Source organism: Janibacter melonis, from assembly GCF_003721155.3.
GTDB lineage: Bacteria > Actinomycetota > Actinomycetes > Actinomycetales > Dermatophilaceae > Marihabitans > Marihabitans melonis.
Genome location: NZ_CP044548.2, coordinates 759,211 through 781,643, shown reverse-complemented (window position 1 = coordinate 781,643; position 22,433 = coordinate 759,211). Strand labels below are relative to the sequence as shown.

Sequence of the window (22,433 nt, the reverse complement as noted above, 5' to 3'; positions counted from 1 at the left end):
AAGGGCGGACCCGACCGGGTCCGCCCTTCGTCGACCACTCCTGGTCGACCTGTGTCCGAGGGGGGACTTGAACCCCCATGCCCTAATACGGGCACTAGCACCTCAAGCTAGCGCGTCTGCCAATTCCGCCACCCGGACGAGTGGTGCATCCGGCGGTCTGGGGGACCACCGGGGCAACGTCGAGGACTCTACACCGGGTGCGACGCGGACCGAAATCGGGTTCGCCGTAGGCGTGCTCGGGCCGCCGGAGGTCCTCGGCGCGGGCCGTAGGCTGCCGCCGTGACCCCCCTTCGCCACGTCCGTGCCACCCGGTACGCCGTCCCCCTGCGCGAAGGGGGATCCATGCCCGGCCTCGTCGAGGCCGACGACCTCGGCATGTACGTCGTGAAGATGCGCGGCGCCGGTCAGGGCCTGCCGGTGCTCGTCGCCGAGGTGCTCGTCGGGGAGATGGGGCGGGCGCTCGGCGTCGCCGTCCCCGAGCTCGTCGAGGTCGACCTGTCCGGCGAGATCGCCCGCTTCGAGGCCGACGAGGAGGTCCAGGACCTGCTCACCGCGTCGGTCGGGCTCAACCTCGGCATGGACTACCTGCCGGGTGCCTTCGGCTACGACGGCTCGCAGCCCGCGGACCCCGAGGTCGCCGCGCTCGTCCTGTGGCTGGACGCCTGCACCTCGAACGTCGACCGCACTTGGGCGAACCCCAACCTCCTGCGGTGGGGTGGCCAGGTGTGGGCCATCGACCACGGTGCGGCGCTGTGGTTCCACCACGCGTGGGCACGTAAGGCACCGAGCGCGGATCGCTTCGCCGCCCAGCCCTTCGACGCGTCGACCCACGTCCTGCGCGACCTCGCCGGTGACCTCGGCGAGGTGCACGAGCGGGCCCGCTCCGTGCTCACCCATGAGCGCCTCGTCGAGATCGTCGACCTCGTGCCCGACGAGTGGCTCACCCCAGGCGAGCACCTGCCGACGACGCAGGCGATCCGCGACGAGTACGTGCGCCACCTCGTCCAGCGCCTCGCCTCCCCCGACGCCTGGTTGCCGGGAGCGTCCCGATGACCCTGCAGACCTACCAGTACGTCGTGCTGCGCTGCGTGCCGCGAGCCGAGCGCGAGGAGTTCGTCAACGTCGGCGTCGTGCTGCGCAGCCAGGGGCACGACTACCTGCGCGCCGCCTTCGCCCTCGACGAGGAGCGGCTGCATGCCCTGTGGCCCGATCTCGACGTCGCCGCGGTGCACGCGGCGCTCGAGGTCGTCTGCGACGTCGCCCTCGGCCGCACCGGTGGCGGGCGGCCCGACCTCGACGGCGACGGGCGACGCTTCGGGTGGATCAGCGCCCCGCGCTCGACCGTCGTGCGACCGGGACCGGTGCACGGCGGGCTGACGCAGGACCCCGCCGCCGAGCTCGAGCGGCTGCTCGACGAGCTCGTGCGCTGAGGTGGCCACGACCGGCCTCGACGGGGTCCTCGCGTCCTAGGGTCGGGCGCATGGATCTCGACTCCCGCCCCACCGCCCCCGAGCCCTACGACCTCCTGCCGCAGGTGCCCTCCTTCGAGGTGCGCAGCGACACCTTCGCCGACGGGCAGGCGCTGCCCGAGGCGCAGGTCTTCGACGACTGGGGCTTCGAGGGCGGCAACCGCAGCCCCCACCTCGCGTGGTCCGGTGCACCGGAGGGCACGAAGAGCTATGCCGTCTCCTGCTTCGACCCCGACGCGCCGACGCCTGCGGGCTTCTGGCACTGGACGGTCCTCGGCATCCCCGCCGACGTCACCGAGCTCGCCGAGGACGCCGGCGCCGAGGGCGGGTCGGGCCTGCCGGACGGCGCCTTCATGACCGCGACCGACTACGGCACGAAGGCCTTCGGCGGCGCTGCCCCGCCCGCCGGCGACCGTCCCCACCGCTACGTCTTCGCGGTGCACGCCCTCGACGTGGAGCCCGACGCCCTGCCCGTCGACGACTCCGTGACGTGCACGGTCGCCGCCTTCAACTACCTCGGCGCGACCATCGCCCGCGCCGTCGTCACCGGGACCTACCAGACCCCCGCCTGACCTCCCCCTTCGAAACCCTGCTGGCTGCCCTTCGACGAGCCAGGACCCTGTCGAAGGGGTCCTGGCTCGTCAAGACCCTGCTGGCAGGGTTTTGTCGGAGCGAGGGGGCGTGCACGGCGGGGCGAAGGGGGGTCGGCTCGCTCAGGCGCGCAGGGCCCACGCGGCGACGGCGCTGGCCGCCGCGGCGTTGAGCGAGTCCACTCCCCCGCGCATCGGGATCGTCACGGTGAGGTCGGCCTGCGCGAGCGTGCGCCGCGAGAGCCCGTCGCCCTCGGTGCCGACGACGAGCGCCAGCCGGTCCGGCGGGTCGGCGGCTAGGTCGTCGAGCGAGACGGCGTCGTCAGCGAGCGCGAGCGCGGCGACGACGAGCCCCAGCTCCTGCAGCACGCCGACGTCCGCCGGCCACTGGTCGAGCCGGGTCCACGGCACCTGGAAGACGGTCCCCATCGACACGCGCACCGAGCGCCGGTAGAGCGGGTCGGCGCAGCGTGGGGTGACGAGCACCGCGTCGACCCCGAGGGCGGCGGCGGAGCGGAAGACGGCGCCGACGTTCGTGTGGTCGACGAGGTCCTCGAGGACGAGCACCCTGCGGGCGTCGCCGCAGACCTCGGCGACGGAGGGCAGGTCGGGCCGGTGCATCGAGGCGAGCGCGCCGCGATGGAGGTTGAAGCCGGTGATGCCCTCGACGACCTCGGGCTCGCCGACGTACACCGGGACCCCGTCCTCCTCGCACGCGGCGACGACGTCGGCGAGGTCGTCGAGCCAGCGCGGTGACATGAGCAGCGAGCGCGGGCGGTGGCCGGCGGCGAGCGCCCGCCGGATGACCTTCTCGGACTCGGCGAGGTAGAGACCGCCCTCCGGCTCGAGGACGCGGCGCAGCGCGACGTCGGTGAGGCCGACGTAGTCGCGCAGGCGCGGGTCGGCGGGGTCGGTGATCGTCTCGGGCACGGCGCGAGCCTAGGTGAGCAGCGCGCGGCCGGTGACGACGACGCTGGAGACGACGCACAGCGCGAGGACTCCGTGGCGCATCGCCGTGCGCGGCAGGCGGTCCTGGACCGGCCGGGCGAGCAGCATGCCCGCGACGACGAAGGGGACCCACACGGCCGAGGTCGTCATCTGCTCGCGAGTCACCTGGCCGCTCACGGCGAGCGAGAGCAGGGAGGCCGACGAGCCGACGACGAAGAAGGCCGACAGCGTCGAGCGGATCCGTACGGGGTCCTCGTGCTGGAGGACGATCGCGAGGAAGGGCCCGCCGATCGAGGCGGCCGTGCCGGAGACACCGGTGATGGCCCCGGCCCCGAGCGCGGTCGAGGGCCGGGCGGTCGTCTCGACCGTGCGGATGCTCAGCACCGTCGAGACGAGCACGAGCAGGCCGACGGCGACGGCGATGCCGCGCGTGGGCAGGACATGGACGAGCCAGGCCCCGACCGGGGTGAGCGCGAGCCGCCCGCCCAGGGCCCAGCCGAGCAGTCGTCGGTCGACGTCGCGCGGGCCCGAGAGCAGCTGCAGGAGCGGCAGGACGAGACCGAGCACGAGGAGCGAGGCCGGCATGAGCTCGGGCTCGAGCAGGACGACGAAGGGGGCGGCGACCACCGCGATCCCGAAGCCGAGGCTGGCCTGGACGAAGGAGCCCACGAGCACGACGACGCCGAGCAGGAGCGTCGTCGTCACGAGGGGGCGGTCGTCACGGGAAGAAGACCATCTTGACGATGCCGACGACCCCGATGACGACGATGACCGAGCGCAGCACGACGGGCGGCAGGCGCCGTCCGACCCGCGCCCCGACGAGGCCCCCGACGAGGGCGCCGCAGCCCACCGCGAGGACGATCGTCCACGAGACGAGCTCGGGCGAGACGACGACGAAGACGAGCGAGCCGACGGCGTTGACGACCGTGCCCAGGGCGTTCTTCACGCCGTTGAGCCGCTGCAGCGGCTCGGGGCTCAGCGAGCTGAGCAGGCCGATGAGGATGACGCCCTGGGCCGCACCGAAGTAGCCGCCGTACACACCGGCGACGAGGACCCCGGACATGAGGGCGACGACCTGCCAGCGCGGCTCGACGCCGTCGTGGTGCTGGCGGGCGGCCCAGCGCTGCATGCGCGGGCCGAAGATCACGAGCAGCAGGCCGATCCCGATGAGGACCGGCACGATGGTCTCGAAGGCCTCCGCGGGCAGCCACAGCAGCAGCAGGGCCCCGATGACGGCACCGAGGAGCGACATCGGCACGAGGCGCAGGACGAGCCGCTTCGCCCCGCGCAGCTCGGGCAGGTAGCCCCACGTGCCGGTGATGCCCCCGGCGACGAGGCCGATGGAGTTCGAGACGTTGGCGGTGACGGGCGGCACGCCCATGGCGAGCAGCGTCGGGAAGGTCACGAGCGTCCCGGAGCCGACGACGGTGTTGATCCCCCCGGCCCAGACGCCCGCGAGGACGACGAGCAGCACCTCCCACCACGACACCCGGACAGCCTAGGGGGCTGCCCGGGTGTCGTCGGCACGGGGTGGGGCGAAGGGGTGTCGCTCAGAGCGGGGGACGCCCCGGCGACGGGGGCCCGGCCGGTCCGGCGGGCGGGCCCTCGGACTCCGGGGGCTCCGGGGCGACCGGGGGCGGCGGGCTCGCCGGCGCCGTCGCGTCGCTCTCGGCCGGTGCACCTGCGCCCGTCGCGTCCTCGCTCGCCGGACGGGGCTGCGGCAGCCGCACGCCCTGGCCCTGACCGCTCGAGGGCTGCACCCGGCTGGCGGGCGTCGCGTGCTCGCTCGCCTCGCGGCTGGCCTGCCCGGCCTGGCCGCGGGCCTCCTTGAGGGCCTCGGCCGGGTCCTCGAGCGCGGTCTCGGCGAAGGCGTTGTCCTCGGGCCCGTCGACCTCGACGAAGGGCTCGTCGTCCAGCCCGCCGTCGCTGCCGGGGGCCGCGCCGCCGCCGAGCATGCCGCCCATCGCCTTGAGGGCGTCGGTGACCTCCGAGGGGATGATCCACATCTTGTTGCTGTCGCCGCGCGCGATCTGCGGCAGGACCTGGAGGTACTGGTAGGCGAGCAGCTTCTGCGTCGGCTTGCCGCGGTGGATCGCGTCGAAGACCTGCTGGATGGCGCGGGCCTGTCCCTGGGCCTCGAGGATGCGGGCCTGGGCCGAGCCCTCGGCGCGCAGGATCTGGCTCTGCTTCTCGCCCTCGGCGGTGAGGATCGCCGACTGCTTCGTGCCCTCGGCGTTGAGGATGGCCGCGCGGCGGTCGCGCTCGGCCTTCATCTGCTTCTCCATCGACTCCTGGATCGACATCGGCGGGTCGATCGCCTTGAGCTCGACGCGGTTGACGCGGATGCCCCAGCGCCCGGTCGCCTCGTCGAGGGCGCCACGGAGCTGGCCGTTGATCTGGTCGCGCGACGTGAGCGTCTGCTCGAGGTCGAGCGAGCCGATGACGTTGCGCAGGGTGGTCACCGTCAGCTGCTCGATGCCCTGGATGAAGTTGGCGATCTCGTACACCGCGCTCTTGGCGTCGATGACCGTGTAGTAGATGACGGTGTCGATGTTGACGACGAGGTTGTCGCTCGTGATGACCGGCTGCGGCGGGAAGCTGACGACCTGCTCGCGCAGGTCGATGTTCGCGCGGACCTTGTCGACGAAGGGCACGAGGATGTGGATGCCGCCCTCGAGGGTGCGCGAGTAGCGACCCAGCCGCTCGATGATGAGCGCCGTCTGCTGCGGCACGATGCGCACGGTCTTGAAGAGGATGACCAGCGCGAAGGCGACGAGCGCGGCCAGGAAGACGAGGATGGGGATGCTCTCCATGTCGTGTCCTTTGGGTGGGGTGGGTGGCCCCGGCGGTGACCGGGTCCCCCTGCGGTGCCCGTCAGGCGGGCTGGTTGGTGACGACGACGGTGGCGCCGTCGATCTGCAGGACTCGGACCTCCTCGCCGGGCTCGCAGGCGGGAGCGCCGTCGGGGACCCGCGCGCTCCACACCTCGCCGGCGAGCTTGACGCGGCCGTCGGTCTCGGTCACGGTCTCGATGACTCGGGCGAGCCGCCCCTGCAACGCCGCGGACCCGATGGACCCGGACGCCTCGGACGTCGCGAACTGGCGCTTGACGAGGGGCCGGACGAGCCCGATGAGCAGCATGGCCACGAGGACCGCGAGGACGACCTGGAGGGAGAAGACCACCCCGGAGCCGGCGGCCAGCGCGCCCGCGAGGGCTCCTCCGGCGAGCATGATGAAGACGAAGTCGGCGGTGGCCGCCTCGACGGCGACGAAGATCATCGCCAGCGCGATCCAGGCCAGCCACAGGTTGTCGCTCAACCACTCCATGTCAGCGTCCTCTCGTGTGCCCGGCCAGGTCCGGCGCGGTCATCGTCGTGCTCGGGCGGCCCATCGCTCGCCGTGCTGCTCGAGCTCGAGCGGCAGGCCGAAGGTGTCGGTGAGGTTCTGCGCGGTGAGGGTGATCTCGATCGGGCCCTGGGCGACGACCTGGCCCTCGCGCAGCAGGAGGATGTCGGTGAAGTGCGGCGGGATCTCCTCGACGTGGTGGGTCACCATGACGAGGGCTGGCGACGCGAGGTCCTCGGCGATGGCGCCGAGCCGGGCGACGAGATCCTCACGACCACCGAGGTCGAGGCCCGCGGCGGGCTCGTCGAGGAGCATGAGCTCGGGGTCGGTCATGAGCGCGCGGGCGATCTGGACCCGCTTGCGCTCCCCCTCCGACAGGGTGCCGAAGGTGCGCTGCGCGAGGTGGGCCGCCCCGAGCGCGTCGAGCAGCTCGGCCGCGCGCTCGTGGTCGAGCTCGTGGTACTCCTCGCGCCAGCGCCCGGTGACGCCCCACGACGCCGTGACGACGACGTCACGGACGAGCTCCTGGGGCGGGATCGCGGAGGCGAGCGCTGACGACGCGAGACCGATGCGGGGCCGCAGCTCGAAGACGTCGACCGCGCCGAGGACCTCGCCGAGGACACCGGCGACACCGGTCGTCGGGTGGATGCGGCCGGCGGCGAGCTGGAGCAGCGTGGTCTTGCCGGCGCCGTTGGGTCCGAGGACGACCCAGCGCTGGCCCTCCTCGACCTCCCAGTCGACCCCGTCGAGCAGATCGGTGCGCCCACGGCGCACCCCTACTCCGGCGAAGGCGAGGACATCACTCATGACCTGACCCTATCTGCCTACGATGCGCAGGTGTTCGAGCTCCCCGGCAGTGTGCGCGTCGCCCTCTGGGCGACGGTCGTCATCGGCAGCGGCGGCGACCTCGCCGGCGTCGCCCCTCGGGCCCTGCCCGACGTCGACCACGTCGCCGGGCTGCTCGACCGGCTCACCCTGTGGCGCGACCTCGGCGAGGGCGCGGTCCTCGTCGCGCTGCCGAGCGCCGGTCACGTCGCCTCGCTCCCCCGCACCGACGACGAGGCGCGCGACGCCGCCGTCGAGGCCGGCGAGGCGCTCTACGTCGCGGGCATCGGCGGCGTGCTCGTCCCCGAGCACTCGACGTACGGGTCGTCCGGCCGACGGGTCGACTGGCACGCCTTCGACGCCGAGCCGGTGCCGGTGCACCGGGTCGAGGCCCTCTCGCACCGCCAGCTCGAGCGCGACCTCATGGAGCTCGTGACGACCGCCCGCGACGACCTCGAGCGGGTGGGCGGGCAGCCCTTCGCCGACTCCCTCGCCCGCGAGATCGCCGACAACCGGCTCGGCGGCGCGTGGGGCCTGCCCGACGCGCTCGACGACCGTGCCTACCGGGTCATCACGCTCGCGGGCACCGTGGGTGCGGCCGCCCGGATCGGCACGGAGCACTCCGGTGCGATCGACGCGCGGACCGCGGCCGACCGAGACGCGACGCTGCTCGCGCTGGCGCGCGGTGCCGACCGGCTCCTCGCGGACGCGACGAACGCCGCGTGCGCCCAGCTCGCCGGCTGGGTCCCCGCCCGCTGACGCCTGAGCGGACCTAGCGCAGGACCGAGCCGTACACCTCGAGGGTGCGCTCGGCGATGCTGCCCCAGGAGAACTCCTCGACCGCACGCCGACGGCCCGCCTCGCCGCGCTGACGCGCGCGCTCGGGGTCGCTCACCGCGTCGGTGAGAGCCGCCGCGAGGTCGCGCACGAAGCCGTCCGGGTCGACCGGGGTGCCGGTGCCGTCCTGGACCTGCTCGATGGGCACGAGCCAGCCGGTCGTGCCGTCGGCGACGACCTCGGGGATGCCACCGGTCGCGGTGCCGACGACGGGCAGGCCGCAGGCCATCGCCTCGAGGTTGACGATCCCGAGGGGCTCGTACACCGACGGGCAGACGAAGACGGTGCCGGAGGTGAGGACGGCGACGACCTCGTGACGCGGGAGCATCTCGGCGATCCAGACGACGCCGTCGCGCACCTCGCGCAGCTCGGCGATGAGGCCCTCGACCTCGGCCTGGATCTCGGGGGTGTCGGGCGCGCCGGCGCACAGGACGAGCTGGACCTCGGGCGGCAGCAGCCGGGCGGCGCGCAGCAGGTGGGGCAGGCCCTTCTGCCGGGTGATCCGCCCGACGAAGACGACGCTCGGGCGCGCCGGGTCGATCCCGTGCCGGGCGAGCACCGCCTCGTCGGCGCGGGGCTGCCACTGCTCGGCGTCGATGCCGTTGTGCACGACCCGCACCCGGTCGGGCTCGACCTGGGGGTAGGAGCGCAGGATGTCGGCCCGCATCCCGTGGCTCACGGCGATGATCGCGGCGGCGGACTCGTAGGCGGTGCGCTCGACCCACGAGCTGAGGGCGTAGCCGCCCCCGAGCTGCTCGGCCTTCCACGGCCGCAGGGGCTCGAGGCTGTGGGCGCTCACGACGTGGGGCACCCCGTGGAGCAGGCTCGCGAGATGACCGCCGAGGTTGGCGTACCAGGTGTGCGAGTGCACGAGGTCGGCACCGGCGCAGTCCTGGGCCATCGTGAGGTCGACGCCCATCGTCTGCAGCGCGGGGTTCGCCCCCGAGAGCTCGGCGAGGTCCGGGTAGCCGGTGGTCCCCCCTTCGTCCCTCGGGTCGCCGAAGCAGCGCACCTGGACGTCGAGGTCACCCCGCCCCCGCAGGGCGCGGGTGAGCTCGGCGACGTGCACACCGGCTCCCCCGTAGATCGCCGGCGGGTACTCCTTGCTCAAGATGTCGACGCGCACGTGCCCACCGTAGGGCGAAGGCGATAGGTTCGTCACCCGAGCCCACACCCAGACAAGGGAGCCGGTATGTCTCGCCGCGGAGCACCGAAGGTCCTCGTCATCGTCCTCGCCGGCGGGGAGGGCAAGCGGCTCATGCCGCTCACCGCCGACCGGGCCAAGCCCGCCGTCCCCTTCGGCGGCAACTACCGCCTCATCGACTACGCCCTGAGCAACGTCATCAACTCCGGCTACCGGCAGGTCGTCGTGCTCACGCAGTACAAGTCGCACAGCCTCGACCGGCACGTCTCCCAGGCCTGGCGGATGTCGACGATGCTGGGCAGCTACGTCGCGGCGATCCCGGCGCAGCAGCGTCTCGACAAGTCCTGGTACACGGGCAGCGCCAACGCGATCTACCAGTCGCTCAACGCGATCCGCGACGAGCGGCCCGACATCGTCGTCGTCGTCGGCGCCGACCACGTCTACCGCATGGACTTCTCGCAGATGGTCGACCAGCACCTCGAGAGCGGCGCCGGGTGCACCGTCGCGGCCATCCGTCAGCCCATCGGGCTCAGCGACCAGTTCGGCGTCATCGAGGTCGACGCAGCGGACCCGACGCGCATCTCGGCCTTCCGGGAGAAGCCGACCGACGCGATCGGCTTGCCGGACTCCCCCGGCGAGGTCTACGCGTCCATGGGCAACTACGTCTTCACCACCGACGCGCTCGTCGACGCGGTGACACGCGACGACACCGTCGAGGGCAGCAAGCACGACATGGGCGGCGACATCGTCCCCGACTTCGTCAGCCGCCAGGACGCCTACGCCTACGACTTCAACGCCAACGAGGTGCCCGGGGCCACCGACCGCGACCGCGCGTACTGGCGCGACGTCGGCACGCTCGACAGCTACTACGAGGCCCACATGGACCTCACCTCGATCCACCCGATCTTCAACCTCTACAACTACGACTGGCCGATCTACACCCACCAGCAGCCGCACCCGCCGGCGAAGTTCGTCCACGGCGACCAGGGCCGCTTCGGCGAGGCGCTCAACAGCTGCGTCGCCCCGGGTGTCGTCGTCTCCGGGGCCCGGGTCAACAACTCGATCCTGTCTCCTCAGGTGCACCTGCACAGCTACACGACCGTCGAGGACTCGGTGCTCCTGGACCGGGTCGACGTCGGCCGGCACGTGCAGCTCCAGCGGGTCATCGTCGACAAGGACGTGACGATCCCCGAGGGCACGAAGATCGGCGTCGACCGCGAGCACGACGAGGCGCGCGGCTTCGTCGTCACCGAGAGCGGGCTCACGGTCGTCGGCAAGGGTCAGGTCGTCACGCCCTGACGGTCCGGGCCGCGGACGGGCGGTCGGCGCGTGCGGCGGCTCGGCTAGCGTCGCCGCTCGTGGACACCACCGCCCCGATGCTGCTCGTCATGGACGTCGACTCCACCCTCATCCAGGCCGAGGTCATCGAGCTCGTCGCCGAGCACGCCGGCACGCGTGACGAGGTCGCCGCGGTGACCGAGGCAGCGATGCGCGGCGAGCTCGACTTCGCGCAGAGCCTGCACGCCCGGGTCGCGACCCTCGCCGGCCTGCCGGTCTCGGTCCTCGACGACGTCCGCGCCGCTGTGCCGCTCACCCCGGGTGCCCGCACCCTCGTCGACGCCTTCCGCGAGCGCGGCTGGCCGGTCGGGCTGGTCTCCGGGGGCTTCGTCGAGGTCGTCGAGCCGCTCGCCGCGGCGCTGGGCATCGAGCACGTGCGGGCCAACCGCCTCGAGGCCGAAGGGGGCCGTCTCACCGGCCGCGTCGACGGCCCGGTCGTCGACCGGGAGGCCAAGGCCGACTTCCTGCGCGAGCTCGCGGCCGTCTCGGGCGTGCCGATCGAGCGCACGGTCGCCGTGGGCGACGGGGCCAACGACCTCGACATGGTCGCGGCGGCAGGCACCGGCGTGGCCTTCTGCGCCAAGCCGGCGCTGCGCGACGCCGCCGACGTCCGGGTTGACGAGCCCGACCTCGCCCTCGTCCTGGATGCCCTCGGTCTCACCGCAGAGCGGTCCCCCGACGACGAGGGCTCCCTCCCCCTTCGCCGGGTCTGATCACTTTCCCGCCCAGGGCGGGAAAGCTCGACCTCGGGAAAGAAATGTTCCTTCCCGAGGTCGCATGTTCCCGCCCTGGGCGGGAAAGCTGAGGTTCGCGCGCGCGGGGGACTACAGGCCCATCGCGTGGACGCCGCCGTCGACGTGGAGGATCTCGCCGGTCGTCGCGGGGAACCAGTCGGAGAGCAGCGCGACGCACGCACGGGCGGTGGGCACCGGGTCGCCGACGTCCCAGCCGAGCGGCGCGCGGCTGTCCCAGCTCTCCTCGAACTGCTCGAAGCCGGGGATCGACTTCGCGGCGGTCGTGCGGATCGGCCCGGCGGCGACGAGGTTGCAGCGCACGCCCTTCGGGCCGAGGTCACGCGCGAGGTAGCGGTTGGTCGACTCGAAGGCCGCCTTCGCGACGCCCATCCAGTCGTAGACCGGCCAGGCGAAGGAGGCGTCGAAGGTGAGCCCGACGACCGAGCCGCCCGCGCTCATCCGCGGCAGCGCCGCGACGGCGAGCGCCTTGAGCGAGTAGGCGGAGACGTGCAGCGCCGTGCTCACGTCCTCCCACCCGGCCTCGAGGAAGCTGAAGGCACCTTCGGGCGCGAAGCCGATCGAGTGCAGCACCCCGTCGAGCTGCTCGCAGTGCTCGCCGAGGCGCTCGGCGAGGCTGTCGAGGTGCTCCTGGTCGGTGACGTCGAGCTCGATCACCGGCGCGGTCTCGGGCAGGCGCCGCGCGATGGTCTGGGTGATGCGCATCGTGCGCCCGAAGCTCGTGAGGATGACCTTCGCCCCCTGCTCCTGCGCGATCTTCGCGACGTGGAAGGCGATGGAGGACTCCATGAGGACGCCGGTGATGAGGAAGGTCTTGCCGGTGAGCATGGTGCGCCTTTCGCAGGGGGTGATCGGTGACGAAGGGGGTGGGTCGGGTGACGCGGGTCAGTGGCCCATGCCGAGGCCGCCGTCGACGGGGATGACCGCGCCGGAGATGTAGCCGGCGTCGTCGGAGGCGAGGAAGGAGACCGCCCCGGCGATCTCGCCCGGCTGGGCGAAGCGGCGGGCCGGGATGGCCGCCTTGTACTCGGCCTGGGTCTTCTCGGCGAGCTCGGCGGTCATGTCGGTCTCGACGAAGCCCGGTGCGACGACGTTGGCGGTGATGCCCCGGGCGCCGAGCTCGCGGGTGATGGAGCGGGCCATGCCGACCAGGCCGGCCTTGCTCGCCGCGTAGTTGACCTGTCCGGGCGAGCCGTAGAGGCCGACGACGCTCGAGACGAGGACGACCCGGCCGAAGCGGCCCTTGACCATCCCCGTCGTCGCGCGGCGCACGCAGCGGAAGGCGCCGGTGAGGTTGGTGTCGACCACCCGCGAGAAGTCGTCCTCGGTCATCCGCATGAGGAGGGTGTCGTGGGTGATGCCGGCGTTGGCGACGAGCACCTCGACGCTGCCCCCGAGGATCTCCTCGGCCGCGGTGAAGGCGGCGTCGACCGAGCTGCTGTCGCCGACCTCGCAGGCCACGACGTCGAGGCCCTCTACGACGTCGCCGGAGCGCGAGGTGACGACGACGTGGTGACCGTCGGCGACGAGCCGGTCGGCGACCGCCCGTCCGATGCCTCGGTTGCCACCGGTCACCAGGACCCGCCTCGGGGTGGGTGTCGCTGCCATGGCGGCGCTCCGCCTCGCTCTCGTGTCGCGGTCAGGTCGATGACGCACCGTCTGTGCCGTGCGTCACTGCCCGACGCTAGAGCACTACCGCCTGGTAGGTGAAGCCGCCTCGCGCCGTGGACGCCCAGGATCGCGGCGTACGCTGACGAGGTGCCCCACGCCCCCGACGTCGCCTCGGTCACGAGCGCGGCCCCGCCCGCCTCGGTGGACCGGCGTCGCCGCACCCGCAACTACCTGCTGACGATGGCGCTGCGCACCGCGTGCTTCGTCATGGCCTACCTCTTCGAGGGCTGGCTGCGCTGGACCTGCGTCGTCCTCGCCGTGCTGCTGCCCTACGTCGCCGTCGTCATCGCCAACGCCGTCGGCCCGCGCCGTGGCACCCCGATGTCCTCGGCGGGACCGGTCGACCGGGCACAGATCACCCGATGAGCCTCGCGGACGAGCCGCTCGTCTGCAGCGCGAAGGGGTGTCGCCGGGCTGCCGTGCGTGCCGTCGTGTGGCGCAACCCCCGGCTGCACGACGAGACGAGGCGCAAGGTCTGGCTGGCCTGCGAGGAGCACACGAGCACGCTGCACGAGCACCTCTCGGTGCGTGGCTTCCCCGTCCGCCTCGCCGAGCTCGACGCGATCCCGCCCGAGGGGCACCCGTGGGCATGAGCATCACCGAGCACCGGGCCGTGCTGCGCCGGGCCGTCGCCCCGGCGTGGCTGCGCTGGTGGCTCGTCGCGGTCCTCGTCGCCGTCGCCTGCTACTACCTCGGGCAGTGGCAGTGGGGCCGTTACGAGGACAAGGCTGCTCGCGCCGACCGCATCGAGCGCCACTACGCGGCGCCCGCTCAGCCGGTGAGCGAGGTGCTCGGTGCCTCGCCGGTGCCCCTCGAGCGGGAGTGGACCCGGGTGCAGGCCCGCGGCGAGTACCTCGACGGCGACCTGCTCGCCCGCAACCGGCCCCGGGACGGCGTGTACGGCTACGAGGTGCTCTCCCGGCTCGAGCTCGACGACGGCTCGGTGCTCGTCGTCGACCGCGGCTGGATCCCCAACTCCGAGCAGGGGGCCGAGGTGCGTCCCGACGTGCCGGCCCCGCCCTCGGGGCAGGTCGAGGTGACGGGGTGGGTGCGCCAGGGCGAGAGATCCCTCGACCGCGACCCGATCCCCGGCCAGCTGTCGAGCATCAACCTCGCCGAGGCATCGCAGGAGTGGGGCGACCAGGCCCTGCTCGGCGGGTACGTCGTGCGGCAGCAGGAGCAGCCCGCTGCGGACCCGACGCCCCTCGACCTCGACGCCCCCGACACGGGCACGGGCCCGCACATGGCCTATGCGATCCAGTGGTGGCTCGTCATCCCCGCGGTCTTCGTCCTCATCTGGTTCTTCGTGCGGCGCGAGGAGCGCGACGCCGCGCCCGCGCTCGAGGACGAGCAGGTGCCCGACGAGACCGCCCCCGCTCCCCCGCCCCGCCGCGCGAAGGTGCGGATCTGGGACGAGGAGGACGGCTGACCCGCCAGCCCGGTCTGGTCGAGGTGTCCGGACGAGCCCCAGCACCGCCTGACACCTCGACCCGGGCTCAGCCCACCGGCGCGTCGGCCTCGGCGAACTGGGTGCGGTAGAGGTCGGCGTACAGCCCGCCCCGGGCGAGCAGCTCGTGGTGCGTGCCGCGCTCGGCGATCTCGCCGCCGTCGACGACGAGGATCTGGTCGGCGCCGCGGATCGTGCTCAGCCGGTGGGCGATGACGATCGACGTGCGGCCGGCCAGGGCGATCTCGAGCGCCCGCTGGACCGCCGCCTCGGACTCGGAGTCGAGGTGGGCCGTGGCCTCGTCGAGGACGACGACCGCCGGGGCCTTGAGCAGCAGGCGGGCGATCGCCAGGCGCTGCTTCTCGCCGCCGGAGAGGCGGTGCCCGCGGTCGCCGACGACCGTGTCGAGCCCCGACGGCAGCGACTCGACGAGGTGCCAGATCTGCGCGGCCCGCAGCGCCTGCTCCATCTGCTCGTCGGTGGCCTCGGGCCGCACGAAGAGCAGGTTGCCGCGGATGGTGTCGTGGAAGAGGTGGGCGTCCTGGGTGACGACGGCGACGCTGTCGTGCAGCGAGCGCAGCGTGGCGTCGCGCAGGTCGACCCCGCCGACCCGGACCGCGCCCGCCGTCGGGTCGTAGAGGCGGGCGACGAGCGCCGTGAGCGTCGTCTTGCCCGCCCCGCTCGGCCCGACGAGGGCGGTGAGGGTGCCGGCCGGGGCGTCGAGGCTCACGCCGCGCAGGATCTCGCCGGACCCGGCACGGTCCCCGGTCGCCCGGGCCTCGAGCGAGGCGAGCGAGACCTCGTCGGCGGAGGGGTAGGCGAAGTGGACGTCGTCGAGCTCGACGTCGAGGGCGTCACCCTGCGGGAGGTCCCGCGCGCCCTCGCGCTCCTGGATGCTCGGACGCAGGTCGAGCACCTCGAAGAGGCGGGCGAAGGAGACGAGGGTGGTGAGGATGTCGACGCGCACGTTGGAGATCGCCGTCAGCGGGCCGTAGAGGCGTCCGAGCAGGGCGGCGAGCGCGAGCAGCGTGCCGACGGACAACGTGCCGTCGACCGCCATGATCCCGCCGACCCCGTAGACCATCGCCGTCGCCAGCGCGGCGATGAAGGTGAGCAGGACGAAGAAGAGCGCGCGGTTGACGGCGATGACGACGCCGATGTCGCGCACCCGCGACGCCCGGCTGTCGTACTCGGCGAGCTCGTGCTCGGGGTGGCCGAAGATCTTCACGAGCAGGGCCCCGCCGACGTTGAAGCGCTCGGTCATCTGGGTGCCGAGGTCGGCGTTGTGCCCCATCTGCTCGGCGGTGAGCACGGCGAGCCGTCGGCCCATCCACCGCGCCGGCAGGATGAAGAAGGGCACGAGCGCGAGCGAGGCGAGGGTGAGCTGCCACGACAGGAGCGCCATCGCGCCGATGATGAGGACGAGCGAGATGACGTTGCTCACGACGCTCGACAGCACGGAGGTGAAGGCGCTCTGCGCGCCGATGACGTCGGTGTTGAGCCGGGTGACGAGCGCGCCGGTCTGCGCCCGGGTGAAGAAGGCGATGGGCTGGGCGAGCACGTGCTCGAAGACCTGGGTGCGCAGCCGGTAGATGAGCCCCTCGCCGATCCGCGCGGAGTACCAGCGCTGGGCGATCGTCGTCACCGCCTCGACGACGGCGACGAGCGCGACGAGCAGGGCGAGCCCGACGACGACGTCACGTCGCTGGGGGGTGATGCCGTCGTCGACGAGACGCCCGAGGATGAGCGGAGCCGCGACCACCGTGCTCGACGACAGCGCGACGAGCACGAGGAAGGCGGCGATGGTGCCGCTCATGCCCCGTGCGTACGAGAGCACCCGACGACCCGTGCCGGGCGGGAGCGGCGACCGTGTCGCGCCCGCGTCCTGGGTCATCGAGCGCATCAGCTGCCAGCTCGTCATGCTCACCCGCTCATCATCCCTCTCACCACCGACGACGCCGACCAGCGTGCGACCTCAGGTGCGGGTGAGGTCAAGCCGGGGTGGCGCGCAGCGCGACGAGCTCGACGACCGAGCGGGTCCGGCCCAGGCCCCCGCGCACGAAGTCGGCCCCGTGCTCGCCGGCGAGGCGCTCGGCGGCGTCGTGCAGGACGCCCTCGGCGAGGGTGAAGGCGAGGACGACGAGCCGGTGACCGGCCTGCGCGGCCTGACCGACCGCCTCCGCGACGACCTCCGGCTCGCGCAACGTCGTGCCCCGCCACCGGCCCCAGCCGGGCCGCGGGTGGTCGACGAGCAGCTCGTCGAGGGACCGCCTCGCGGTGCCGTCGGAGCTGCCGCCGGCGACGAGCATGACGTCGGTGCCCGGGTCGGGAGCGTGCCCCGCCGAGGCGAGCCGCTCGACGACCGCGTCGAGGAGCAGGGGGTGCGGTGCGAGGGGGTCGGTGACCCGGACCTGGGCACCCCCGGTGGCGAGCTCACGCGCCGCCCGGGGCACGTCGGTGCGCGCGTGGTAGGCCGGGGTGATGAGCATCGGCACGACGACGACCTCGCCGGTGAGCTCGCGGCCGAGCACGGCCGCGGACGGCTCGTCGGTCTCGAGGTAGGCCAGGCGGACCGGCGTGCCGGGCCGCGCCGAGCGCAGGCCGTCGGCGACCGCCTCGATCCCCTGGCGGTGGCGCGGGTCGGGCGAGCCGTGGGCGAGCAGGACGGTGGTCATGCCGTCGAGCCTGCCAGGAGCCGCGCCGCCTGCTCCGGCACGGTGACCACCTCGCCGACGACGACGACGGCGGGGGCTCGCACCCCTTCGGCCTCGGCGTCCGCGGCCGCCCGCGACAGGGTGGTGCGGGTGACCCGCTGGCCGAGCATCCACCCGCGCTCGACGATCGCGACGGGCGTGCCGGGGGCGCGGCCCGCGGCGACGAGGTCGGCGGCGGTCCGGCCCAGCGCGGTGACCCCCATGAGCAGGACGAGGGTCGCGTCCTGCGGCGCGTCGCGCAGCCCGTCGAGCGACGGGCCGGCCCCCTCGTGCGCCGACGCGACGACGAAGGAGGTCGTGATGCCGCGATGGGTCACCGGGATGCCGACGGCGGCGGGGACGGAGATCGCGCTCGTGATCCCCGGGACGACCTCGACGGCGATGCCGTGGGCGGCGCAGTGCAGCGCCTCCTCTCCCCCGCGGCCGAGGACGAAGGGGTCGCCCCCCTTGAGCCGCACGACGTCGAGCCCGCGGCGGGCACGGTCGACGAGGATCTCGTTGATCCGGTCCTGCGGGACGGGGTGGCGGTCGCGGTGCTTGCCGACGTCGACGACCTCGACGTGGGCCGGCAGGTCGTCGAGGAGGTCGACCGGCCCGAGCCGGTCGGTGACGACGACGTCGGCCTGCGCGAGCAGACGGGCGCCGCGCACGGTGATGAGGTCCGGTGCGCCCGGACCGCCGCCGACGAGGGCGACCCGCCCGACCCGCCCGTCCCCGTGACCACGAGCCGCCCGGGGCTGGTGCTCGGCGCGCACGCACCACACGCCCGCCTCCTCGGCAGCCCGGGCCACGGCGCCGTCGGTCGCCGGGTCGCCGGTCGCCGCGTGGACGAGCCAGACGCGGTCCGGCCCGGAGAGATCGGCGGGGTCGAAGGGGGCGGCCCGCCAGGTGAGCCCGGCCCGTCCGGCGAGCCCGGGGTCGACCTCGGGCGCGAGGAGGAGCACCCGGGCGCCCGCCACCAGGCAGCCCTCGGCCTCGCGCACCGCAGCCGGCCCGCCCCCGACGACGAGGACGAGCCGGTCGGTGAGGTCCAGGCCGAGGCGGTAGCCGCCCGCGCTCACGTGTGCAGGCCGCACTCGACCTTGTCGGTGCCCGACCAGCGCCCGGCGCGGGCGTCCTCGCCCTCGGCGACCGGTCGGGTGCACGGCGCACAGCCGATCGAGGCGTAGCCGCTCTGACGAAGGGGGTTGAGGAAGACCCCGTGCTCGTCGACGTAGCGGTCGACGTCGTCCTGGGTCCACCCGGCGATGGGGTTGAGCTTGGCCATGCCGCGGCGGTCGTCCCAGCCGACGAGCTCGATGTCGGAGCGGGTCGGGGCGTCCTCACGGCGCATGCCGGTCACCCAGGCGTCGTAGCCCTCGAGGGCGCGGTTCATCGGCTCGACCTTCCGCATGGCGCAGCACGCGTTGGGGTCGCGGTCGTGCAGCCGCGGGCCGTGCTCCGCGTCCTGCTCGGCGACGGTGAGCCGCGGCAGGATCGTGCGGATCTGCACCGGGAGCATCGCCTCGTAGGCGTCGCGGGTGCCGAGGGTCTCGGCGAAGTGGTACCCGGTGTCGAGGAAGAAGACGTCGGCGCCCGTGAGGGTCGTGCCGAGGAGGTGCACGAGCACCTCGTCGCCCATCGACGACGCGGTCGTCAGACCTGCGCCGTACGTCTCGTGCGCCCAGCGCAGGGTCTCGCGGGCGAGCTCGACGCGGCCCTCGTAGGTGTCCCCGCGCTCGGCCTCGAGCGCGGCGAAGCGGTGCTGCGCCTCGTCGGCGGCACTGCGGGCGGGCGGCTCGGGGGTGCGGACGGGCTCGGTCATGACGGCTCCTCGGGGGTCGAGCTGAGCGGCGCCGCGAGGTCGCGGTCGCTGCCGTGCAGGGTGACGGAGAAGACGCGCACGCACGACCCGCAGACCCAGGCGCCCAAGGGCTCGGGCGCGGGACGCAGGTCCTGCTCGGCGCAGAACGGGCAGTGGTAGACGGGGGTGACCCGGCTCACCGGATGTCGTCCTCGTCGGCGCGGCGCGCCCACAGGGCGAAGGACTCGCCCGGCTCGCGCTGCGCGAGGTAGGTGCGCGAGACCCGCTCGACGTAGTCGGGCAGCTCGTCGGCGCGCACCTTGAGGGCGCGGGTCTTGCGGGCCAGCGCGGGCTCGACGCCGAGCGCTCCGCCGAGGTGGACCTGGTAGAGCTCGACGACCTCGCCGTCCTCCCCCTTCGCCACCATGCCCTTGAGGCCGATGTCGGCGACCTGGCTGCGGGCGCACGAGTTGGGGCACCCGTTGAGGTGGATCGAGAAGGGCACGTCCATCTCGGGCAGACGCTCCTCGAGCTGCTCGACGGTCCACCGGGCGCGTGCCTTGGTCTCGGTGAGCGCGAGCTTGCAGAACTCGATGCCCGTGCACGCCATGACGCCCCGCCGCCACTCGCTCGGCCGCGCGGGCAGGCCGAGCCCGTCGAGGGTCGCGACGAGCTCGTCGGAGGCAGCCGGGTCGACGTCGAGGACGAGCAGCTTCTGGTGCGGGGTGAGGCGCACCCGGCCCGAGCCGGCCGCCTCGGCGGCGTCCGCGACGGCGTGCAGGGTCGTGCCGCTCACGCGGCCGCCGACCGGCGCGACGCCGACCCAGACCCGACCGTCCTGCTGCTCGTGGACGCCGACGTGGTCGCGGCGCAGGTCGCCGGGCACCTCGGGGGCCGGGCCGTCGGGCAGCGCACGGCCGAGGTAGTCCTGCTCGAGGACCTCGCGGAAGCGCTCGGGGCCCCAGTCGGCCACGAGGAACTTCAGCCGGGCGCGGTTGCGCAGCCGGCGGTAGCCGTGGTCGCGGAAGATGCCGCAGACGCCGGCCCAGACCTCCGGGACCTCCTCGAGGGTGACGAAGGTGCCCAGCCGCTGCGAGAACATCGGGTTCGTCGACAGCCCGCCACCGACCCACAGGTCGAAGCCGGGGCCGAGCTCGGGGTGCTCCACCCCGACGAAGGACACGTCGTTGATCTCGTGCGCGACGTCGAGGCTCGGGCTGCCGGAGATCGCGGTCTTGAACTTGCGCGGCAGGTTCGAGTACTCCGGGCTGCCGAGGTAGCGCGAGAGGATCTCCTCGACCGCGGGGGTGCCGTCGACCACCTCGTCGGCGGCGATGCCCGCGACGGGCGAGCCGAGGACGACGCGGGGCACGTCGCCGCACGCCTGGGTCGAGCCGAGGCCGACGGCCTCGAGGCGCTCCCAGATCGCGGGCACGTCCTCGACCCGGATCCAGTGCAGCTGGATGTTCTGCCGGTCGGAGATGTCGGCGGTGTCGCGGGCGAAGTCGGTGCTGATGTCGGCGATCGCGCGCAGCTGCTCGACCGACAGGGCACCCCCGTCGGAGCGGATGCGCATCATGAAGTACTCGTCGTCGAGCCCGTCCTCACCCGTGTGGGTGCCGTCGAGGCCCTGCTTGCGCTGGGTGTACAGGCCCCACCAGCGCATCCGCCCGGTGAGGTCGTCCGGCGCGATCGAGGCGAAGCCCTCGCGGCTGTACGTGTCGAGGATCCGCTGGCGGACGTTGAGGCCGTCGTCCGCCTGCTTGAACTCCTCGTTGTGGTTGAGCGGGGTGCGGTCCCCGTCGGCCCAGGCACCGGTGGCCTTGGTGCGGGTCGGTCGCTCGGGTCGCGTCACAGTCACCGCCTCAGGATAAACCTCGTGTTATGTCACCCATAATCGCGTCTTATGCGCTGGACGGCGTCAGGCGAGGTTGACGAGGTCGCGGTAGTCCGCGCCCCAGAGGTCCTCGACGCCGTCCGGGAGCAGCAGGATCCGCTCGGGCTGGAGGGCGTCGACGGCCCCCTCGTCGTGGGTCACGAGGACGACCGCGCCCTTGTACGTCGAGAGCGCGCCGAGGATCTCGGCCCGGCTCGCCGGGTCGAGGTTGTTCGTCGGCTCGTCGAGGAGCAGGACGTTGGCGCTCGAGACGACGAGCAGCGCGAGCGAGAGCCGGGTCTTCTCGCCGCCGGAGAGCACACCGGCCGGCTTCTCGACGTCCTCGCCGGTGAAGAGGAAGGAGCCGAGCACCTTGCGCACGTCGGTCTCGCCGAGGTCCGGCGCGGCCGACTTCATGTTGTCGAGCACCGAGCGGTCGACGTCGAGGTTTTCGTGCTCCTGGGCGTAGTAGCCGAGCTTGAGCCCGTGGCCCGGCTCGACCTGCCCGGTGTCGGGGGCGTCGACGCCGGCGAGCATCCGCAGCAGGGTCGTCTTGCCCGCGCCGTTGAGCCCGAGGACGACGACCTTGCTCCCCCGGTCGATGGCGAGGTCGACGTCGGTGAAGATCTCCTGGCTGCCGTAGCTGCGCGACAGCCCGCTCGCCCGCAGCGGGGTGCGCCCGCACGCCGCCGGCTCGGGGAAGCGCAGCTTGGCGACCTTGTCCTGCGTCCGCTCCCCCTCGACGCCGGCGAGCATCCGCTCGGCGCGCCGGATCATCTGCTGGGCCGCGACCGCCTTCGTCGCCTTGGCCCGCATCTTCTCGGCCTGCTCCATGAGGGCGCCGGCCTTCTTCTGGGCGTTGGCGACCTCGCGCTTGCGGCGCCGCTCGTCGGTCTCGCGGGCCTGGATGTAGGCCTTCCAGCCCATGTTGTACTGGTCGAGCTCGCAGCGGTTGGCGTCGAGGTGGAAGACGCGGTTGACGACGACCTCGAGCAGCTCGACGTCGTGGCTGATGATGATCAGCCCGCCCTTGTAGCCCTTGAGGTGGTCGCGCAGCCAGGCGATGGAGTCGGCGTCGAGGTGGTTCGTCGGCTCGTCGAGCAGCAGCGTCTCGGCCCCGCTGAAGAGGATCCGCGCGAGCTCGACGCGACGGCGCTGACCACCGGAGAGGGTCTCCAGCGGCTGGTCCATCCGGTGCGCGTCGATGTTGAGGGCGGAGGCGATCGCGCTCGCCTCCGACTCCGCGGCGTACCCGCCGGCGGCGTCGAACTCCGCGTCGAGACGGGCGTAGGCGCGCATCGCCTTCTCCATCGTCTCGGTGTCGGCGCTGGCCATCCGCTGCTCGGCGCGGGAGCGCTCGGTGACGATCGTGTCGAGGCCGCGGGCCGAGAGGATGCGCTGGCGCGCGGTGATGCTCAGGTCTCCGGTGCGGGGGTCCTGCGGCAGGTAGCCGACCTCGCCGCTGGAGTGGATCGTCCCCGCCGCCGCCTGGGTCTGCCCGGCGATGACCTTCGTCAGGGTGGTCTTGCCGGCGCCGTTGCGCCCGACGAGACCGACGCGGTCACCCGCGGCGACCCGGAAGCTCGCCTCCTCGAGGAGGATGCGCGAGCCGGCGCGCAGCTCCACGGACGTGGCGGTGATCATGGGTCTCCTGGCGGGGGCGAAGGGGGACCCGCGCCCCCTTCGTCGGCGGT

Annotated in this window: 25 protein-coding genes and 1 tRNA gene; 9 read left to right on the top strand and 17 right to left on the bottom strand. The window is 73.2% G+C overall.

The features are described 5' to 3' along the window. Nucleotides 1–52 precede the first annotated feature (52 nt). Nucleotides 53–138 (bottom strand) — tRNA-Leu (locus tag EEW87_RS03695). A 141-nt stretch (nt 139–279) separates the two neighbouring features. Here EEW87_RS03695 and EEW87_RS03690 point away from each other — a divergent pair. From EEW87_RS03690 to EEW87_RS03680, 3 genes are read left to right on the top strand one after another with little or no spacing between them, the layout of a single operon-like run. Then, nucleotides 280–1,053 carry a HipA family kinase gene (locus EEW87_RS03690; protein WP_240341642.1) on the top strand — a complete coding sequence of 258 codons (774 nt, stop codon included), beginning with the start codon at nt 280–282 and terminating at the stop codon, nt 1,051–1,053. After that, nucleotides 1,050–1,430, top strand: coding sequence for a DUF3037 domain-containing protein (locus EEW87_RS03685; RefSeq protein ID WP_123091744.1), 381 nt, complete (start codon nt 1,050–1,052; stop codon nt 1,428–1,430). Before EEW87_RS03690 ends, EEW87_RS03685 begins: the two co-directional genes overlap by 4 nt. A 50-nt stretch (nt 1,431–1,480) precedes the next feature. After that, complete coding sequence (locus EEW87_RS03680) at nt 1,481–2,041, top strand: YbhB/YbcL family Raf kinase inhibitor-like protein (RefSeq protein WP_123091743.1); 561 nt, start codon at nt 1,481–1,483, stop codon at nt 2,039–2,041. A gap of 141 nt (nt 2,042–2,182) precedes the next feature. On the opposite strand, the gene EEW87_RS03675 is transcribed toward EEW87_RS03680, so the two are convergent. From EEW87_RS03675 to EEW87_RS03650, 6 genes are all read right to left on the bottom strand, one after another. After that, nucleotides 2,183–2,989 carry a TrmH family RNA methyltransferase gene (locus tag EEW87_RS03675; RefSeq protein WP_123091742.1) on the bottom strand — a complete coding sequence of 269 codons (807 nt, stop codon included), beginning with the start codon at nt 2,987–2,989 and terminating at the stop codon, nt 2,183–2,185. Between the two features lie 9 nt (nt 2,990–2,998). After that, complete coding sequence (locus EEW87_RS03670) at nt 2,999–3,712, bottom strand: sulfite exporter TauE/SafE family protein (protein ID WP_123091741.1); 714 nt, start codon at nt 3,710–3,712, stop codon at nt 2,999–3,001. Nucleotides 3,713–3,725: 13 nt separating this feature from the next. After that, on the bottom strand, nt 3,726–4,496 hold the full coding sequence (locus EEW87_RS03665) for a sulfite exporter TauE/SafE family protein (protein ID WP_123091740.1): 771 nt from the start codon (nt 4,494–4,496) through the stop codon (nt 3,726–3,728). Nucleotides 4,497–4,557: 61 nt separating this feature from the next. Next, complete coding sequence (locus EEW87_RS03660; protein ID WP_123091739.1) at nt 4,558–5,820, bottom strand: SPFH domain-containing protein; 1,263 nt, start codon at nt 5,818–5,820, stop codon at nt 4,558–4,560. Nucleotides 5,821–5,881: 61 nt separating this feature from the next. Continuing rightward, nucleotides 5,882–6,334, bottom strand: a complete 453-nt coding sequence (locus EEW87_RS03655) for an NfeD family protein (protein ID WP_123091738.1) — start codon at nt 6,332–6,334, stop codon at nt 5,882–5,884. A gap of 39 nt (nt 6,335–6,373) precedes the next feature. Continuing rightward, nucleotides 6,374–7,159 carry an ABC transporter ATP-binding protein gene (locus EEW87_RS03650; RefSeq protein ID WP_123091737.1) on the bottom strand — a complete coding sequence of 262 codons (786 nt, stop codon included), beginning with the start codon at nt 7,157–7,159 and terminating at the stop codon, nt 6,374–6,376. A 30-nt stretch (nt 7,160–7,189) separates the two neighbouring features. Between EEW87_RS03650 and EEW87_RS03645 the strand changes: the two genes are divergently transcribed. Further along, the gene (locus tag EEW87_RS03645) at nt 7,190–7,936 is read left to right on the top strand and encodes a hypothetical protein (protein WP_123091736.1); all 747 of its coding nucleotides are present in this window, start codon (nt 7,190–7,192) and stop codon (nt 7,934–7,936) included. Between the two features lie 13 nt (nt 7,937–7,949). On the opposite strand, the gene glgA is transcribed toward EEW87_RS03645, so the two are convergent. Continuing rightward, the gene (gene glgA / locus EEW87_RS03640; protein WP_123091735.1) at nt 7,950–9,140 is read right to left on the bottom strand and encodes a glycogen synthase; all 1,191 of its coding nucleotides are present in this window, start codon (nt 9,138–9,140) and stop codon (nt 7,950–7,952) included. Nucleotides 9,141–9,206: 66 nt separating this feature from the next. Here glgA and glgC point away from each other — a divergent pair, with 66 nt between their 5' ends. Both glgC and serB read left to right on the top strand, forming a co-directional pair. Beyond that, nucleotides 9,207–10,457 carry a glucose-1-phosphate adenylyltransferase gene (gene glgC / locus EEW87_RS03635; RefSeq protein WP_123091734.1) on the top strand — a complete coding sequence of 417 codons (1,251 nt, stop codon included), beginning with the start codon at nt 9,207–9,209 and terminating at the stop codon, nt 10,455–10,457. A 59-nt stretch (nt 10,458–10,516) separates the two neighbouring features. Then, on the top strand, nt 10,517–11,209 hold the full coding sequence (gene serB / locus EEW87_RS03630) for a phosphoserine phosphatase SerB (RefSeq protein ID WP_404811703.1): 693 nt from the start codon (nt 10,517–10,519) through the stop codon (nt 11,207–11,209). Between the two features lie 111 nt (nt 11,210–11,320). Here serB and fabI read toward each other — a convergent pair whose 3' ends face one another. Together fabI and fabG are read right to left on the bottom strand one after the other, a co-directional pair. Further along, the gene (fabI, locus tag EEW87_RS03625) at nt 11,321–12,076 is read right to left on the bottom strand and encodes an enoyl-ACP reductase FabI (protein ID WP_123091733.1); all 756 of its coding nucleotides are present in this window, start codon (nt 12,074–12,076) and stop codon (nt 11,321–11,323) included. A 57-nt stretch (nt 12,077–12,133) separates the two neighbouring features. Further along, nucleotides 12,134–12,856 carry a 3-oxoacyl-ACP reductase FabG gene (gene fabG / locus EEW87_RS03620; RefSeq protein ID WP_123091732.1) on the bottom strand — a complete coding sequence of 241 codons (723 nt, stop codon included), beginning with the start codon at nt 12,854–12,856 and terminating at the stop codon, nt 12,134–12,136. Nucleotides 12,857–13,006: 150 nt separating this feature from the next. On the opposite strand from fabG, the gene EEW87_RS03615 reads away from it, so the two are divergent. The 3 genes from EEW87_RS03615 to EEW87_RS03605 are packed head-to-tail and all read left to right on the top strand — an operon-like array spanning nt 13,007 to nt 14,348. After that, complete coding sequence (locus EEW87_RS03615; protein ID WP_123091731.1) at nt 13,007–13,285, top strand: DUF3099 domain-containing protein; 279 nt, start codon at nt 13,007–13,009, stop codon at nt 13,283–13,285. Then, on the top strand, nt 13,282–13,512 hold the full coding sequence (locus EEW87_RS03610; RefSeq protein ID WP_123091730.1) for a hypothetical protein: 231 nt from the start codon (nt 13,282–13,284) through the stop codon (nt 13,510–13,512). The genes EEW87_RS03615 and EEW87_RS03610 overlap by 4 nt, the downstream gene beginning before the upstream one ends. Continuing rightward, nucleotides 13,509–14,348, top strand: a complete 840-nt coding sequence (locus EEW87_RS03605; protein ID WP_123091974.1) for an SURF1 family cytochrome oxidase biogenesis protein — start codon at nt 13,509–13,511, stop codon at nt 14,346–14,348. Before EEW87_RS03610 ends, EEW87_RS03605 begins: the two co-directional genes overlap by 4 nt. 67 nt (nt 14,349–14,415) lie before the next feature. Here the strand turns inward: EEW87_RS03605 and EEW87_RS03600 are convergent, their stop codons facing one another. The 7 genes from EEW87_RS03600 to EEW87_RS03570 form a co-directional block, all read right to left on the bottom strand. After that, the gene (locus tag EEW87_RS03600) at nt 14,416–16,287 is read right to left on the bottom strand and encodes an ABC transporter ATP-binding protein (protein WP_123091973.1); all 1,872 of its coding nucleotides are present in this window, start codon (nt 16,285–16,287) and stop codon (nt 14,416–14,418) included. Nucleotides 16,288–16,357: 70 nt separating this feature from the next. Continuing rightward, the gene (locus EEW87_RS03595) at nt 16,358–17,041 is read right to left on the bottom strand and encodes a sirohydrochlorin chelatase (protein WP_123091729.1); all 684 of its coding nucleotides are present in this window, start codon (nt 17,039–17,041) and stop codon (nt 16,358–16,360) included. Continuing rightward, a complete protein-coding gene (gene cobA / locus EEW87_RS03590) occupies nt 17,038–18,141 on the bottom strand; it encodes a uroporphyrinogen-III C-methyltransferase (protein WP_123091728.1) in 1,104 nt (367 codons plus the stop codon). Before cobA ends, EEW87_RS03595 begins: the two co-directional genes overlap by 4 nt. Continuing rightward, a complete protein-coding gene (locus EEW87_RS03585; RefSeq protein WP_123091727.1) occupies nt 18,138–18,884 on the bottom strand; it encodes a phosphoadenylyl-sulfate reductase in 747 nt (248 codons plus the stop codon). The genes cobA and EEW87_RS03585 overlap by 4 nt, the downstream gene beginning before the upstream one ends. Next, nucleotides 18,881–19,063: a hypothetical protein gene (locus EEW87_RS03580; protein WP_123091726.1), complete on the bottom strand. Its 183-nt coding sequence runs from the start codon at nt 19,061–19,063 to the stop codon at nt 18,881–18,883. The genes EEW87_RS03585 and EEW87_RS03580 overlap by 4 nt, the downstream gene beginning before the upstream one ends. Continuing rightward, nucleotides 19,060–20,724, bottom strand: a complete 1,665-nt coding sequence (locus EEW87_RS03575) for a nitrite/sulfite reductase (RefSeq protein ID WP_123091725.1) — start codon at nt 20,722–20,724, stop codon at nt 19,060–19,062. The genes EEW87_RS03580 and EEW87_RS03575 overlap by 4 nt, the downstream gene beginning before the upstream one ends. Nucleotides 20,725–20,784: 60 nt before the next feature. Then, nucleotides 20,785–22,383, bottom strand: a complete 1,599-nt coding sequence (locus EEW87_RS03570; protein ID WP_123091724.1) for an ABC-F family ATP-binding cassette domain-containing protein — start codon at nt 22,381–22,383, stop codon at nt 20,785–20,787. Nucleotides 22,384–22,433 lie beyond the last annotated feature (50 nt).

Bases quoted from the DNA above. Each gene is read 5' to 3' on its own strand.
- EEW87_RS03685 (WP_123091744.1), top strand. From the start codon at position 1,050: ATGACCCTGCAGACCTACCAGTACGTCGTGCTGCGCTGCGTGCCGCGA.
- EEW87_RS03680 (WP_123091743.1), top strand. From the start codon at position 1,481: ATGGATCTCGACTCCCGCCCCACCGCCCCCGAGCCCTACGACCTCCTG.
- EEW87_RS03660 (WP_123091739.1), bottom strand. From the start codon at position 5,820: ATGGAGAGCATCCCCATCCTCGTCTTCCTGGCCGCGCTCGTCGCCTTC.
- EEW87_RS03655 (WP_123091738.1), bottom strand. From the start codon at position 6,334: ATGGAGTGGTTGAGCGACAACCTGTGGCTGGCCTGGATCGCGCTGGCG.
- EEW87_RS03650 (WP_123091737.1), bottom strand. From the start codon at position 7,159: ATGAGTGATGTCCTCGCCTTCGCCGGAGTAGGGGTGCGCCGTGGGCGC.
- glgC (WP_123091734.1), top strand. From the start codon at position 9,207: ATGTCTCGCCGCGGAGCACCGAAGGTCCTCGTCATCGTCCTCGCCGGC.
- fabI (WP_123091733.1), bottom strand. From the start codon at position 12,076: ATGCTCACCGGCAAGACCTTCCTCATCACCGGCGTCCTCATGGAGTCC.
- fabG (WP_123091732.1), bottom strand. From the start codon at position 12,856: ATGGCAGCGACACCCACCCCGAGGCGGGTCCTGGTGACCGGTGGCAAC.
- EEW87_RS03610 (WP_123091730.1), top strand. From the start codon at position 13,282: ATGAGCCTCGCGGACGAGCCGCTCGTCTGCAGCGCGAAGGGGTGTCGC.
- EEW87_RS03605 (WP_123091974.1), top strand. From the start codon at position 13,509: ATGAGCATCACCGAGCACCGGGCCGTGCTGCGCCGGGCCGTCGCCCCG.
- EEW87_RS03600 (WP_123091973.1), bottom strand. From the start codon at position 16,287: ATGACGAGCTGGCAGCTGATGCGCTCGATGACCCAGGACGCGGGCGCG.
- EEW87_RS03595 (WP_123091729.1), bottom strand. From the start codon at position 17,041: ATGACCACCGTCCTGCTCGCCCACGGCTCGCCCGACCCGCGCCACCGC.
- EEW87_RS03585 (WP_123091727.1), bottom strand. From the start codon at position 18,884: ATGACCGAGCCCGTCCGCACCCCCGAGCCGCCCGCCCGCAGTGCCGCC.
- EEW87_RS03570 (WP_123091724.1), bottom strand. From the start codon at position 22,383: ATGATCACCGCCACGTCCGTGGAGCTGCGCGCCGGCTCGCGCATCCTC.